Annotated in this window: 16 protein-coding genes; 5 read left to right on the top strand and 11 right to left on the bottom strand. The window is 56.6% G+C overall.

Annotated features, from left to right (window positions below):
- Positions 1-55 precede the first annotated feature (55 nt).
- The 5 genes from uvrB to IJT02_05375 all read left to right on the top strand — a co-directional run bounded on the left by uvrB (position 56) and on the right by IJT02_05375 (position 5255).
- Positions 56-2035: an excinuclease ABC subunit UvrB gene (gene uvrB / locus IJT02_05395; protein MBQ7544363.1), complete on the top strand. Its 1980-nt coding sequence runs from the start codon at positions 56-58 to the stop codon at positions 2033-2035.
- 4 nt (positions 2036-2039) lie between these two features.
- Positions 2040-2594 (top strand): chromate transporter, encoded by a 555-nt coding sequence (locus IJT02_05390; protein MBQ7544362.1) that lies wholly within the window; start codon positions 2040-2042, stop codon positions 2592-2594.
- Positions 2578-3123 (top strand): chromate transporter, encoded by a 546-nt coding sequence (locus IJT02_05385; protein ID MBQ7544361.1) that lies wholly within the window; start codon positions 2578-2580, stop codon positions 3121-3123. Before IJT02_05390 ends, IJT02_05385 begins: the two co-directional genes overlap by 17 nt.
- A gap of 149 nt (positions 3124-3272) precedes the next feature.
- Positions 3273-4388 (top strand): amidohydrolase, encoded by a 1116-nt coding sequence (locus IJT02_05380; protein MBQ7544360.1) that lies wholly within the window; start codon positions 3273-3275, stop codon positions 4386-4388.
- Between the two features lie 48 nt (positions 4389-4436).
- Entirely contained in the window at positions 4437-5255 is an 819-nt protein-coding gene (locus IJT02_05375) for a transporter substrate-binding domain-containing protein (GenBank protein MBQ7544359.1), read from the top strand.
- Here IJT02_05375 and IJT02_05370 read toward each other — a convergent pair.
- The 11 genes from IJT02_05370 to IJT02_05320 are packed head-to-tail and all read right to left on the bottom strand — an operon-like array spanning position 5252 to position 13828.
- Complete coding sequence (locus IJT02_05370) at positions 5252-5632, bottom strand: YraN family protein (GenBank protein MBQ7544358.1); 381 nt, start codon at positions 5630-5632, stop codon at positions 5252-5254. The genes IJT02_05375 and IJT02_05370 overlap by 4 nt on opposite strands.
- Positions 5629-5901: an EscU/YscU/HrcU family type III secretion system export apparatus switch protein gene (locus IJT02_05365; protein MBQ7544357.1), complete on the bottom strand. Its 273-nt coding sequence runs from the start codon at positions 5899-5901 to the stop codon at positions 5629-5631. The genes IJT02_05370 and IJT02_05365 overlap by 4 nt, the downstream gene beginning before the upstream one ends.
- Positions 5902-5904: 3 nt before the next feature.
- Entirely contained in the window at positions 5905-7011 is a 1107-nt protein-coding gene (locus IJT02_05360; protein MBQ7544356.1) for a hypothetical protein, read from the bottom strand.
- The gene (locus IJT02_05355; protein MBQ7544355.1) at positions 6998-7627 is read right to left on the bottom strand and encodes a ribonuclease HII; all 630 of its coding nucleotides are present in this window, start codon (positions 7625-7627) and stop codon (positions 6998-7000) included. Before IJT02_05355 ends, IJT02_05360 begins: the two co-directional genes overlap by 14 nt.
- A gap of 49 nt (positions 7628-7676) precedes the next feature.
- Positions 7677-8486 carry a 50S ribosome-binding GTPase gene (locus tag IJT02_05350; GenBank protein MBQ7544354.1) on the bottom strand — a complete coding sequence of 270 codons (810 nt, stop codon included), beginning with the start codon at positions 8484-8486 and terminating at the stop codon, positions 7677-7679.
- 23 nt (positions 8487-8509) lie between these two features.
- Positions 8510-9058, bottom strand: coding sequence for a signal peptidase I (gene lepB / locus IJT02_05345; protein ID MBQ7544353.1), 549 nt, complete (start codon positions 9056-9058; stop codon positions 8510-8512).
- Positions 9059-9068: 10 nt separating this feature from the next.
- Positions 9069-9938 (bottom strand): DUF4115 domain-containing protein, encoded by an 870-nt coding sequence (locus tag IJT02_05340; protein MBQ7544352.1) that lies wholly within the window; start codon positions 9936-9938, stop codon positions 9069-9071.
- Positions 9925-10617: a ribulose-phosphate 3-epimerase gene (rpe, locus tag IJT02_05335; GenBank protein MBQ7544351.1), complete on the bottom strand. Its 693-nt coding sequence runs from the start codon at positions 10615-10617 to the stop codon at positions 9925-9927. Before rpe ends, IJT02_05340 begins: the two co-directional genes overlap by 14 nt.
- Entirely contained in the window at positions 10596-11777 is a 1182-nt protein-coding gene (locus tag IJT02_05330; GenBank protein ID MBQ7544350.1) for a PASTA domain-containing protein, read from the bottom strand. The genes rpe and IJT02_05330 overlap by 22 nt, the downstream gene beginning before the upstream one ends.
- Before the next feature lie 2 nt (positions 11778-11779).
- Positions 11780-12499, bottom strand: a complete 720-nt coding sequence (locus IJT02_05325; GenBank protein MBQ7544349.1) for an ankyrin repeat domain-containing protein — start codon at positions 12497-12499, stop codon at positions 11780-11782.
- Positions 12500-13828, bottom strand: a complete 1329-nt coding sequence (locus IJT02_05320; GenBank protein ID MBQ7544348.1) for an RsmB/NOP family class I SAM-dependent RNA methyltransferase — start codon at positions 13826-13828, stop codon at positions 12500-12502.
- Positions 13829-13831 lie beyond the last annotated feature (3 nt).

Genomic DNA, 13831 nt, shown 5'->3' with positions numbered 1-13831 from the left:
ATATCATTCTCCCGATGTTAAGATACTCGATATTTTACATTACGAGAGGTTACCCATGAAAAACTTTGTGCTATATTCCAACTGGCCGCCATCAGGAGACCAGCCCGAAGCCATCGACTCGCTAGTTCAGTCCCTTAAAGCCGGAAACAGATTCCAGACGCTGATGGGCGTTACAGGGAGCGGAAAGACCTTCACCGTCGCAAACGTCATTGCCGCCCTAAACCGCCCGACTCTCGTCCTGGCACACAACAAGACCTTAGCCGCACAGCTCTACAGCGAGTTCAAGGCCTTCTTCCCCGAGAACGCAGTCAGGTACTTCGTGAGTTACTATGACTACTACCAGCCGGAAGCGTACATTCCGCAGAGCGACACATACATAGAGAAAGATGCTTCGGTCAACGAGAGGATAGAGAGGCTCAGGCTCTCGGCAACGAAGGCACTAATCGAGCGCAGGGATGTTATCGTAGTGGCGAGCGTGTCATGTATCTATGGCTTGGGTGAGAAAGTGAACTACGAGGAGGCAATAATACGCTTCTCTGTCGGCGACAAGGCAGACCAGCGGGATTTTCTGTCCCGTCTGGTGAGCAACTACTACGAACGTTCCGACTACACGCCCGAGCCCGGGAAGTTCAGGGTACGCGGCGACACTGTAGAGATTTTCCCGGCATACGAGGAGGACATGGGCATAAGGGTAACGTTCTTTGACGACGAGATAGAGAGAATCGACATCACCGAGCCTCTTACCGGCCACGTCATTGAGCGTGCGGAGGAGGCCTCAATCTTCCCGGCACAGCATTATGTTACGCAGGACGACGCGATAAAGCTGGCAGTACCTCAGATTCTCGAGGAGCTTGGCCGGACGGAGAGGGACTTCACACTACAGGGCAGGCTTGTTGAGGCACAGAGGATAAAGATGCGTACGCTCTATGACCTCGAGATGATGCAGGAGGCGGGTTACTGTTCGGGCATCGAGAACTATTCCGTGTACCTTGACGGCCGGAAGCACGGAGACCCGCCCGGAACTCTGATAGACTTTTTCCCGGAAGACTTCCTGCTTGTCGTCGATGAATCACACATCACCCTTCCGCAGGTTCGCGGGATGTTCAACGGCGACCGTGCGCGCAAGAAGGTTCTTGTGGAGAACGGGTTTCGTCTCGCGTCGTGCATGGACAACCGCCCGCTTCAGTGGCAGGAGTTCGAGGGGCACATACATCAGGCGGTGTTTGTGTCGGCGACACCCGGAGACTATGAGCTGGGGACTTCGAGTGTTATTGCCGAGCAGGTCATACGTCCGACGGGAATCCCTGACCCGGAGGTCGAAGTAGCTCCGGCCAAGACGCAGGTTGATGACCTCATTGACCGCCTGCGGGAGCTCAAGGACAGGAACGAACGCGCATTAGTCCTTACGCTGACGAAGAGGGAGTCTGAGGACTTGGCCGACTACCTTACGGAGCTGAAGTTCAGGGTGAAGTACATACACTCTGAGCTGAACACGTTTGAGCGCGCGGAGCTGATTCGGGACTTGCGGGCAGGGAAAATTGATGTGCTGGTAGGGATAAATCTTCTGCGTGAGGGAATGGATCTGCCGGAAGTTACGCTGGTCGCGATTCTTGACGCTGATAGAGAGGGTTTCCTGAGGTCGTACCGCTCACTGATTCAGATTATGGGCAGGGCGGCACGGAACATCAATAGCAAGATTATTCTGTACGCGGACAACATGACCGACAGCATACGTCTTGCAGTGAGCGAGACGAAGCGTCGGCGCGAGAAGCAGATTGCGTTCAACGAGGAGCACGGCATCACGCCGAAGAGCATCACGAAGGATGTTGCGGACTTGCTGCCTCCCGAACTTGCGGCGGCGTTCACGGAGGAGAGAACTGCAGGCGGCGTAACACGGAGGACGAAGCGTGCCGGTAAGCTGACTGTCCCTGAGCTCGAGGAGGCGATGTGGAAGGCTGTCGAGGAGCTTGACTTTGAGAGGGCGGCGGCGATTCGTGATACCATAGCGGAAATCAGAGCCTCAAAGGGGGAATAAATACATGCTTGCGAAACTCTACCTGCAGTTCCTGAAGTTCGGGAGCTTCACCTTCGGCGGTGGCTGGAGCATAGTTGCGCAGATGAGAGAACTCTACGTGGAGAAGGAGCACTCTCTGACCGACGAAGAGTTACTAGACATAACCAGCATAGGCCGCTCACTGCCCGGAACGATGATCGGCAACATCGCGATGTTCTACGGCCACAGGATAGCGGGCTTCTGGGGCGGGGTTGCGTGCATGTTCGGCATGATAACTGTGCCCATGATAATTTTGCTGCTGATAACCGGTTTCTACACAGCCTTCCAGAGCAACATATGGGTAGCTAGTGCGATGAAGGGAGTTCGTGCCGCTGTTGCGCCTGTGATTCTCAGTGCGTTGATGGCGATGGTGAAGAGTGCCTTCAAGTTCCCGCCGTGCTACGTTGTTGCGCTGGGAATGTTCGTGCTGTACTTCTTCCTGAAGGTCAGCCCGATAATGCTCGTTCTCATCGGAGCTGTGTGCGGGCTGGCAATCTGCGAGTGGTACGAGAGGAGGAAGAGTGATGATGCTTCTGCTTGAGCTGTTCTGGAGCTTCGTGAAGATAGGCTTTACGAGCTTCGGCGGGCTGTCGATGATTCCGCTTATCTCGCACGAGATGACTTCTCACGGCTGGATGAACGCTCACGAAGTCTCTGACATTGTGGCGATTGCGGAGATGACTCCCGGCCCTCTTGGCCTGAACTGTGCGACTTTCGCGGGAATGCGGGCGGCTGGTGTTCTTGGTGCGTTTGTGGCGAACATGGGGGCACTTGCGCCGACGTTCACGCTGTGTGCGGTTGCGGCGGTGTTCTTCGACCGTTTCAGGGACAGCAAGCGTCTCGGGCAGGTCATGACGGGCGTGCGTCCTGCGTGTGTGGGGATGGTCGCTGGTGTAGTGCTTGACTTGGCGGCGGCGAACTACCTCGAGGCTGGGGCTGTGAACCTGCCGTCTGCTGTGCTGGGGGCTGTGGACTTGGTTCTGCTGATGAAGTTCAAGCTCTCAATCCCGAAGGTGCTATTATTCAGCGCGGTTGCAGGAATAATTATGTATGGAGTGATAGGCCTGTAGGTTTTTGGGGGGGAAAATGACACGGGCATGTGTCGTTTTCGCGTAGCGGGTGGGTGGGCGGGTTGTTAAATGTGAAGGCCTGCCGAACATTTAACACTGCTACCCAGCATTGATGTTAGATAATAGCACTAAATGAGGTGAATGATACTTTGAACAATGAGAATTTGCAGAAGATTATTGCTCTGCGCCATGAATTGCACATGTACCCGGAACTTTCCGGCCAAGAATCAGCCACAAAGCGCAGGCTGATGGACTTCATAGAACACAACACACGCCTTGCCGTCGTCGACTGCGGAAAATGGTTCTACGCCTCACGTTACGTCGAAAGTACGAGCGCGATCGCCTTTCGTGCTGACATGGACGCTCTCCCCATTGACGAGGGGATTTCCCTGCCCTACGCCTCACGAACTCCCGGTGTCTCCCACAAGTGCGGGCACGACGGACACTGCGCCGCTCTCTGCGGGCTTGCCCTCGAACTCGACGCTATGAACCCTACGCGCTCGGTGTACCTGATCTTCCAGCACGCAGAAGAGACCGGGCAGGGCGGCCAAGAATGCGCCTCCTTCCTCCGCGAACGCAACATCAGCGAGATCTACGCCTTCCACAACTGGAGCGGCTTCCCAGAAGGCAGCATAGTTGTTCGCAGCGGTTTGTGCCAGTGCGCATCGCAGGGCTTGACCGTTCACTTTACGGGCAAAGCCTCACACGCCAGCGAACCCGAGAGGGGACGCAACCCCTCTTTTGTTGTCGGAAGGTTCATCATGGGCATCCGCGAGCTCTACGAACGCTACGACGGCCGGAAAGTTCTCTGCACCATCGTCAACGTCAAGGTCGGCGAAAAGAACTTCGGCATCTCTCCCGGCGACGGCGAACTATCACTGACCCTCAGGGCTGAACGTGAAGCTGACATGAAGGCCTTTGACGCGGACACCAGACGCTTGGCCGCAAGCGTAGCATTAAATCACGGCGTAGAAGTCTCCTTCTCGTCTCAGGACTACTTCCCCGAGACAGTGAGCGATTCTGAATGCGTGGTGAAAGTCAGGCTGGCGGCTGAATCTCTCGGCCTCAAGGTCATAGAGATGCCCGAAGCTATCCGTGCCTCTGAAGACTTCGGCTGGTACATGAAGCAGATTCCCGGCGCAATCTTCTACGTCGGCAACGGAGAGAATTACCCTCCTATCCACACAGAAAGCTACGACTTCAACGACAAGATTCTTCGCGAAGCTGTAGATGTGTTCGTAAAAATCTGCCGGCTGTCGCTGTGAAACCTGTATAATATTCGGACAATTTTCATATCGAGGAGGGACGACGCAATGAAGAAATACTTGTTGCTTTTACTGTTGATAGCGGCAGGAGTGTACTTCACCCGCAATATGGACAGCGGCAAGGTTCTGCGTATAGGCGTTGAGTGCGACTATGCCCCTAACAACTGGGAGGAGAACGCTCAGACCAAGACCAACTTCCCCATAGTGAACGAGCCGGGACATTACGCGGAAGGCTATGACCTGCAGATCGCGAAGCTGGTTGCCGATGAGCTTCACATGAAGCTGGAGGTGAGGAAAATTGCGTGGAATGACCTGCAGGACGCACTGAACAGGGGCGAAATCGACGCGATTTTCTCCGGGATGCTGGACTCTCCCGAACGCAGGAAGAAGTCTGCTTTCTCTGACGTTTACGACATCACGAAGACGGAATACACGATCGTCGTGAACAACAAGAGCAGTTACTGGAACGCCGAGAAGCTGGCGGATTTCGCGGGTGCAAGACTTGTGGCGCAGAGGGGTACTCACCTTGACGACGTTATAGACCAGATAGAGGGAGTAATACACATGCCGCCGGTCGAGACGGTTACGCAGATGCTGAACATGGTCATCAACAACCAAGTTGACGGGACGGTGATAAACCTCGACACGGGACAGTCATACCAGCGCAAGCACAGAAACCTGAAGGTTATAGCGTTTCCTGAGGGAGAGGGCTTCAAGCTGGAGTTCAGCGGAATATGCGCGGCAGTACGCAAGGATGATAACAAGCTGCTTGAGGGCATCAATGCCGCTCTGGCGAAAATCTCCAAGCGCGACCGCCAGAAAGTTATGGACAGGGCAATTGCGCGGACGTTCCAGGTTATGCCCTAGCATGATACGTTCATCCCTGCGGTTATGTCTTTGACGTGTTCGAGCTCCCAATCACCGGGAGCTTTTATTGTTATTCCGACAACGTCAATCCTCCAGAACCCCGTCCAGTTAATCTCCTCAACGTACAGCCTCGATGCCTTGAGCAGCGTCCTGAGCTTGCGTGAACCTACGGACTCCAGCGGGCTCTGCGTCAGCCCTAGCGTACGTGCCCTGACCTCGACAATCACGAGCTCCCGGGCTTTCGGGTCAAGGGCAATGATGTCGAGCTCTCCGCAGCTGTTCCTGACGTTGCGGGCAACAACCCGCCAGCCTATGGACGCGAGGTACTCCGCCGCCCTGTCCTCCGCGTAACGTCCGAGCTCCTGAGCGTGCGTCATTGCTGTGCTTCCTTGTCGAGCCTGTACACCCACGCAAGCACCCTCGCCACGACCTCGTAGAGTTCTGCGGGAATCTCCTCGCCGAGCTCGAGCGAAATCAGCGCGGACACCAGCGCGGCATCCTCCACGATGGGAACATCAGCTTCTATTGCGCGCTCGACGATCTTGCGTGCAAGGAAGCCCTCGCCCTTCGCAACGACTGTCGGTGCGGCCATCTTCTTGCTGTCGTACTTTACGGCTACGGCCTTGTCTGGTCTGTTGTCTGCCATCGTTCACACCGTAATGTCGAGCCCTCTGCCCGCAAGAAGCACGTCGCGTTCAGTCTCTGGTGCTCTCTGAGAGATTCCGATGAAGCTCACAGGCAGTGCCCCGCCCTCAAGCTCTCTGCGCAGTTCACGACGTTTGCGCTCGAGGATTCTGCACGTCTCCGGCTTCTCGGCGTTAAGCGTGAGGTTGCAGCTTTTGCCGTCGCTCTCGACGAGCCCGCCCACTTCACCGAGCACTGAGCCCGTAATCCCGAAACCTACCTGCCAATACTTCTGCCCTTCCTCTTCCGCTGAACGTCCGACGTAGATTTTCGCGGTCAGGTTCTGCGAGGCATTGTCGGCGAGAGGCCAGAAAGGTGCGGCCAAGAGAGCGGGATTGACTTCGTTGCGCGGGGACTTCATGAGGATAGATTGTGCCTGCAGGAATTTCGCGATGTCGTCGCTGCCTTCCTTCATCTTACGGAGGACTTTCACGGGGTCATTGCCCTTGCTCTTCTCGCGGAGCTCACGGCGGATTCTGTTCCACATCTCCGTAGCCTCAGTGCCGTTCATCGCCGCGTACTGCGAGAGAAGGGAGGCGTTCTCCTGCGTCATCGGGACATCGCGTGCCCACAGCTCAATGAACGACGACAGCTCCGACGGGTCAGAGCCGGACTTCCGCCACGCGTCCTTAATGGCGTTGAGGACTTCGCTCGACAGCGGAAGCCCCCTCGACAGCAGCGCAGTCGCGAGCTCCCTGTCCCGCGCGGGAATCTGCGACAAGAACGACAGCTCACCCTGCGACAGCCTCAGCACCGGCACTCCGTCATGACCCGACGCGTCCCACACTGCCCGGAAGTGTTCGCCCGGAATCAGCGACAGCGTAGCACGTGCCCTGAGCTCCTGAGCAACACCGTTCACGTCGACACGCACGAGGTATGTTCCGTCGGAGTTCTGCGACAGCACGCTTCCTTCAACGACCATGCCCGTGCGGATTCCGGCCAAGCGGGCGGCAATAGAGGAGGGCGGCTGAATCTGCGGCCCTGTCGAGATCTGGCCCTGACGTGCGTTCGCCGAGATGTTCTGCTGTGCCTGGTTGTACCCGCTCTCTACGTTTACGTTAATCGGCGGCAAGTGTTGTCCCTCCGTTTTTGAATATGAACCTGCAGAACGAAGGCCTGTGCACCTCTGACATTCCTGACTTCAAGACTGCGTCCATGTGCTGAGGAGTAGGGTAGCCCTTGTTGCGCGCAAAGTCGTACGCTGGATATTTCGGCGACATCTCAATCATCAGCCTGTCTCTCAGAACTTTTGCGATTACCGACGCGGCAGAGACCACAGGCACAAGATTGTCCGCCATTATCAGCGTCCACTGCGGATAGGCGAGCTTGGGGATTCTCTCCGTGCCGTCAACAACTACGCACACGGGAGCTTGGCCGGTCTTCGCGGCGAGTTCTTCTGCGCTCTTGCCCATTGCCCACAGCGAGGCCACAAGGATATTGCCGCGCTCAATCCTCCTGACCGTCGCCGAGTGTGCGCACCACTGAACGCCCATCTCGTTCATCTCCTCAAAGAGACGTTCTCTGGCCTTCGGAGTCATCTTCTTCGAGTCGCGGAGCTTGTGCGCTATTAATGCCTTCTCCTGCTCGGGTGTGAGGTACACTGACGCGGCAATCAGCGGCCCGGCGAGTGCTCCTCTTCCCGCTTCGTCCGTCCCGAAAACCGGCCCTCGTTTGCGGAGCTTCTTCATCAGCGCGGCTGCTTCCTTCTGGTCTGCGCGCGGTACTAGAATAACGTCGTCAAACAATTGCATCTGCCTCATCTCTGAAATCTATTGCCCTCTCTTCATCAGGAAGCTCAAGGCACACCGCACCTAGCCTCCCAGAGCCGAAAGCCTCGATAAACTTCTGCCCCGCGAGTTCAGCGTTGACCCTTCCGCCGGAAATCAGGCACCCGTACTTCTTGCCTATGCGCTCGAGCGTAAGTGCCGCAGGTTCGTCGTCTATGTGTTCGATAGGCACAAGGTGATGCATTCCCCTAGCCTCGAGGAAACGTATCAGCGACAGTGCCGCGTTCTCCCAGCCTCCGACAACTTCAGCCTTCGCACAGCCCAGCCACGACAGAATCAGGTGAGCTCCGCTTTCTGCGTGAGGGTCAAGGATGCCCGGCGAGTCAACGATAAGCATTCCGTCATTCCTGTACCAGCTCACGGACTTTGTGATGCCGGGAATGTTTCCGACTCCTGCATTTGATTTCCCGATGAGCGAATTTAACAGCAATGACTTGCCGACGTTGGGGATGCCGACGACTGCGAGCCTCACTTCACGGTGAGAGGGCTTGAAGCGGAGGAGTGCACGCTTGACCGCAGAGAGGCCTTCGCGCGTTCGGAGATCTGCGGCGTAAGTGTGCCTCAGCTTCTCGAGCCACAGGGACAGTTTTTCTTGGTCTGCGAGGTCTTTTCGGGAGAGTACGTGAATGACGGGCCTTATCTTTGCGAGTGCTTTGATTAACGGTGAAGAAGTTGAGGCCGGAGCGCGTGAGTCCCTGACCTCAACAATAACATCAAGTTTGCTGGCTAATTCATTAAGTTTTCGCGTACCCCTCGCCATGTGGCCGGGATACCAGACTGTTCTCATTTGGGGATGCCTATCCTATCAAGCGGCCAGTACCTGCAGAACACAGGGCCTCTCATGTCGTCGATTGACGCGAAGCCCCAGAACCTGCTGTCCTGAGAGTTGCCTCTGTTGTCGCCAAGCATGAAGTATTTTCCTTCCGGCACAGTGAACGGCACCTGCGGAAAGATACTGCTCTCCCTCAGAGTGTACCTGTCGTGGTTCTTGACGTAGGGTTCGTCGGTCGGCTGTCCGTTGATGAAGACCACTCCGTCCCGGATGTCCACAACATCACCCGGCACTGCAATCACCCTCTTCACGAAGTCCCTGTCCCTGTCCATCGGATACCTGAACACGTACAGAGACCCCCTCGACGGCTCAAAAAACCAGTTCCAGAACTTGGCCACAAGAACCCTGTCGCCGATTTCGAGCGTCGGAATCATCGAGCCGCTAGGAATCCAGAAGGCCTGCACGATGAACGTCCTGATAATCATTGCAAGCACGAATGCCCAGATTATCGTCTCTATTGTCTCGCGCCACCAGGGTTTTGCTGCTGCTGCTTCTGCCATCTTCTGCCTCCTAATTCCTTCCGGCTCTGCGGTTCGTTCCGTCAAGGTTGTAGATGTAAGTCTCTGACTTCTTGGCCGAAGGGTTCACTATCCCCAAATCCGTGCCGTTGTGGATGACCTGTGCAGCACTCGGACGGCCGAACACTACTCTTGCGGGCTGTGTCAGATCCCAGCGCATTGACTCGCCGCGCCTCAGCGTCCTCCTGAACACCGGCTGTGCGTTCCCGAAAGCCACGCTGAGCCACACGTCATTGACCGCACGAATCTCGAGGGACGGCGGAACTTCCTCCTCAGGCTCTTCGTCCTCCGAAACATCGTCAGAGACCGCGACGCTCACTGCCTCGTCCATGATCTCAGCTGACGCGCTGTCTGATGAGGTGTTCGACGCAAGAGGACCGCCAGCTCCCGTGAAGCTGAACGGCTTCAGGTTCTTGAGGTCAAGGCCGCCGTAGGTTACCGCGTACCACACATAAGACCCCGTGCCGATTAATGCCGCTACCAGCGCGAGAAACAGCCAGAAGTGCGATGCCGGCTTGAAGCCTTTGGGCATTGATGATCCGTTGCCGAGAATGTTCTTCATGCCCTTGCGTGAGCCTGAAGACTGCTTGCGTGGAGGTGATGCTTCTGTGCTGTCAAGGCAGGCGGCAAACTCCTCGTAAAACTCTTTGTCCCAGCCTACAAGATTAAGGTATGTCCTCAAGAAGCCCTTGATGTACACTGTCTCAGGGAAACCCTCGTAGTTCCCCTCCTCGAGCCCGCGAAGGTACTCGGGACGTATCTTTGTGCGGTCAAAGACTGACTCCAGCGTAAGGCCTGCGGCTTCCCGCTTCTCCGTCAGCTTCTGGCCAAGTTCCTTGAGGATGTCATCACGTTCTGTCAAAATTCCGTACTGCCTCCTTTATGTCAGAGAGCCATTTTCCCGGCTCTTTCTGTGCAAATACTGCGCTTCCCATCACTATCACATCACACCCGGCATTCACTGCCTTGTGTATGGTCTCTCCGTTTATCCCTCCGTCAATCTCTATCAGGTAATTATAGCCGTGAACTTCTCTGAGGCTCACCAGTTCTCTCACCTTATCGAGCATCCCGTCAATGAACGTCTGCCCACCGAAGCCCGGCGTTACCGACATCACGAGCACGAGGTCAGCGAGTTCAAGTACGGCCTTGATGCTGCTCGTCTGCGTGGGAGGACAGAGGGCAACCCCTGCCTTGAGGCCTGCACTCTTTATCATGCTCAGCGAGGCGTGTAGGAGGTGCGGTTCTGTCTCTGCGTGTATCGTGATTGATGAGCTGCCGGAAGTCATGAAGAGGGGAAGAATCGTCTCGAGCCTGTCAATCATCAGGTGAGTGTCAATGAACGCATCAGGATAACGTTTTCTCAGCGAGCGTGCGAACTCCGGGCCGAAGGACAAATTCCTGACGAAGTGCCCGTCCATTATGTCGAGGTGAAGCCAGTCGTAATTTCCCTGAAGCGAATCTACTGCTCCGGCAATATCGAGCGGGTCAGCCCCCAAAAGTGAAGGTGCTATGAGCATGGTTAGTTCTGCCTTTCCTGCCAGACAAATTCTCCGCCGAGATAGTACGTGATGAGACATTCGCTGGTGTATCTTGCTGTCGTGTTGATGGCTTCTCCGCTCCGTACCTGGCGGTTGAGGACATCGCGCTTGCCGTTCGGGTCAGTAATCTCAACTCGGAGGTTCATCGGCCGCGAGATTGGCGGAACAATGTAGCGTATCCGTGCGGTCTTGCTGCCTCCCGACGGTGCGGGAGTCGTCGTCTGAGCCGGTGCGGGTGTCTGCGCTGGCTTGGCCGGTGCGGGGGTCGTTGTCTGCGTGGTCTGTGCTGCCTGCGTCGACTGGCGGATAGCTTCCGCCGGTGTCTGAGCCTTCGCGGGCGTAGTGGTCTGCGCTGGCTTGGCCGGAGCCTGCTCTGTCTGCTGTGCCTCCTGATTGCTGGTTACGCGCCTTCCTGACTCGCCGTCCATGTAACCGGCAGGCCGTCTCTGCGTAGCGAGCTTGAGGATGACTCCCTGCCCGGACTTTATTGCTGTCCCTGCGGCGGGCTGTGTCTCAATCGCGAGCCCTTCCGGCAGAAGAGGACTGTACACCCTGTTCACCGAACTAACGCTGAGTCCGCTGGCCGTCAGAACGTTGCGCGCCTCAGACTCGGTCATTCTGTTCACGTCGGGAATCGTAACGTTGCCGCTAGCGTCTCCCGCGTCCTGAACGAGGAGGTCTATCTTTCTCCCCGCCGCAATGTTCGCCGGTGCAGCGGGACTCTGTGCTATGACCGTCCCGGCCTGAACACCAGCCTCGCGGATTCTCACGACATCACCCAGCCCGAAGCCCTGCGAGCGAATCTCCGACTGCGCATCAGCAAGCGTCTTTCCCGACACGTCCGGCACGGGGTGAAGTTCTCCGCCGCCAGCAACCTGAAGCACGATGACTTTGCCCTTGCGGAGCTCCGTTCCTGCTGAGGGGGACTGCGCGAGTACGCGGCCTTCAGGCATTGTTGAGGCAACGCGCTCGACCTGCACGACGAGTTCCAGCCTCTCAGCCTCAGAGACAGCTTCGACGACTGATTTTCCCGTGAGTGCAGGCACAGTAGAAATCTTCTCCGGCTTCATGAACACAACGTAGACGACGATTGCTCCAGATGCAAAGATTATCAGCGCAATCATCAGAAAAATTATCCCGAATCCTCCTGGTCTCCTGCGCAACTCTATGCCCCCCTCGCTCTCCTGATAAGCTGCCTGACGACCTCTTTATCCTGAAGCCTGCTGTTGGCCTTCATGTACGTCAAAGCTGTCTTGCCCTCGTGGTCGCCAGCGTTGAAGTCAGCTCCTGCCTCGAGCAGCGCGCCGACAACCTCCGGCGTGTTCCACTGCGCGGCGAACATCAAGGCTGTACGTCCCTTCTTGTCCCGCGCGTCCTCTGCTCCTCCCTCGATGAGCACATCAAGCACATCGGGGTCAGGGTTGTTCATCGCGGCATACATCAGGGCGGTCATTCCGTTTGTGTCCTGTAAGTTGGGGTTAGCTCCGCCCGCAAGAAGTGCCCTGATGACTGCGGGAGTGTTCTTCTTCGCGGCGGTCATAAGGGGAGTGATTCCGTCGTCCCGCGCAATGTTGGGGCTCGCTCCGGCATCTATCAGCACCTTCACGGCTTCGGGAGTGTTCGAGACTGCCGCCCAGCCCAGCGCAGTATTGCCGTCCTGTTCGCGCGCGCTGAGGTCTGCTCCGGCATCAACGAGCAGCTTTATCACGTCGGGCGTGTTGCTGTGTGCTGCTCCCATCAGTGCGGTGCTGCTGTACTCGTACACGTAATTCACATTTATCCCCGCGTCTATCGCCTCGCGGACTTCCTGAACAGTCCCGGACTCGCAGATGTCCCAGAATGCGTCCTGCTGTTCTTTCTCTATCACACTGCGGAATTTCGCCATTCATTCCCTCCTCAGAATAAGTGCGCAGTAAAAACCGTCAAGCCACGAATTGCGCGGCCATATGTACGCACCATAAGGCTTGCCCTTCCTGAACATGCTTCCCTTCCAGCCGATTAACCCGGAAACGTCCGCACATTCCTGATGGTTCGCGAGAACTCCTGCAACAACGTTTTCGTTCTCCTGTTTCAGCAGTGAACATGTTATGTAGAGTATGTAGCCTCCCGTCTTGCAGAGAGTTACAGCGTGTTCAAGCAGCTTCACCTGAATACCAGCAAGGCCGTCGAGCTTTGCCCAGTCGAGCCGCCATTTTGACTCCGGCTTCCGCGTCCATGTTCCCGAACACGAGCACGGAGCGTCAAGCACAACGAATGACGGTGTGTCTTCCGGCTCGAGGGTTACGGCATCGCCCGCCCGGAACTTTGCGCGTTCAGTCAGGCCAAGACGAGCGAACTCACCCTCCGCGCTCTTCAGGCGTGCTTCCGAGATGTCCCAGCACTCTATCTCCGAGCCCGGGCATTCCTGCAGAATCTGGCAGGCCTTCACGCCGCGCCCTGAGCACATGTCGAGCACTTTGCCGCCCTCGTAGAACCTTCCGGCGAGCGAAGCAGTGAGTATCGAGCTCTCTGACTGCACAGTGCACAGCCCCTCCGCGAAACCCGGAACGTTCGACGGCAGGATACTTCCGCCGAGACGGATCGCCGCAGAGATGTCCGACTGCGTCCAGCGAATGTCCTTAGCGTCGAGCATCTTGGTTAGCTCGTCGAGCTTGCCGGGCGTTACCCTCAAGGACGCGTACGACGGCTGAAGCATCAGGGCGAAGATGTCTCCGAGTTCCGGTCTGCTCCACGTCTTCAGCCACGCGGGCAGAGACCATACAGGAATCCCGGAGTATATAGCTTTGTCCTCGAGGGACGGGGACTTAGCGACTTCCTCGAGCAATGAGCTTCCGGCCTCATTGACCTTGCGCAAGACAGCATTCACGAGGGATGCATACCTGCTGAGCTCTTCCCTGTGCTTCAGCTGCTCTATTATTCCGTTGATCAGCACTCCCTCAGAGAAGCGGCGGAGTTCCAGCAGTCCGCCTGTTCCCATTATGATGCTCATGTAGACTTGAGGGGGCAGGTTCTCTTCTGCTCTGAGGAACTTTCCGGCTATCTTCTCCCAGAGTTCTTTTCGCCTCATCACAATGTAGATCAGCGACGAAGCAAGCGAAATGTCAGGAGCTTTCATGTTCTCGCGCCCCGCAAGTTTCCGCAGAGCCTCTGAGGCAAAAGCTCCCGTGCTTATGTCCGATGTCAGGACTTTCAGGGCTGCTTCTATTCCCCGCAACTG

The organism is Synergistaceae bacterium (assembly GCA_017450125.1).
Lineage (GTDB): Bacteria > Synergistota > Synergistia > Synergistales > Aminobacteriaceae > JAFUXM01.
Note: the sequence above shows the minus strand (reverse complement) of the source record. Positions and strands in the feature narration are given on the sequence as shown.

Coding starts and splice junctions, on each gene's coding strand:
- uvrB (MBQ7544363.1), top strand. CDS start 56: ATGAAAAACTTTGTGCTATATTCCAACTGGCCGCCATCAGGAGACCAG.
- IJT02_05390 (MBQ7544362.1), top strand. CDS start 2,040: ATGCTTGCGAAACTCTACCTGCAGTTCCTGAAGTTCGGGAGCTTCACC.
- IJT02_05385 (MBQ7544361.1), top strand. CDS start 2,578: ATGATGCTTCTGCTTGAGCTGTTCTGGAGCTTCGTGAAGATAGGCTTT.
- IJT02_05375 (MBQ7544359.1), top strand. CDS start 4,437: ATGAAGAAATACTTGTTGCTTTTACTGTTGATAGCGGCAGGAGTGTAC.
- IJT02_05370 (MBQ7544358.1), bottom strand. CDS start 5,632: ATGACGCACGCTCAGGAGCTCGGACGTTACGCGGAGGACAGGGCGGCG.
- IJT02_05365 (MBQ7544357.1), bottom strand. CDS start 5,901: ATGGCAGACAACAGACCAGACAAGGCCGTAGCCGTAAAGTACGACAGC.
- IJT02_05355 (MBQ7544355.1), bottom strand. CDS start 7,627: ATGAAGAAGCTCCGCAAACGAGGGCCGGTTTTCGGGACGGACGAAGCG.
- IJT02_05350 (MBQ7544354.1), bottom strand. CDS start 8,486: ATGGCGAGGGGTACGCGAAAACTTAATGAATTAGCCAGCAAACTTGAT.
- lepB (MBQ7544353.1), bottom strand. CDS start 9,058: ATGGCAGAAGCAGCAGCAGCAAAACCCTGGTGGCGCGAGACAATAGAG.
- IJT02_05325 (MBQ7544349.1), bottom strand. CDS start 12,499: ATGGCGAAATTCCGCAGTGTGATAGAGAAAGAACAGCAGGACGCATTC.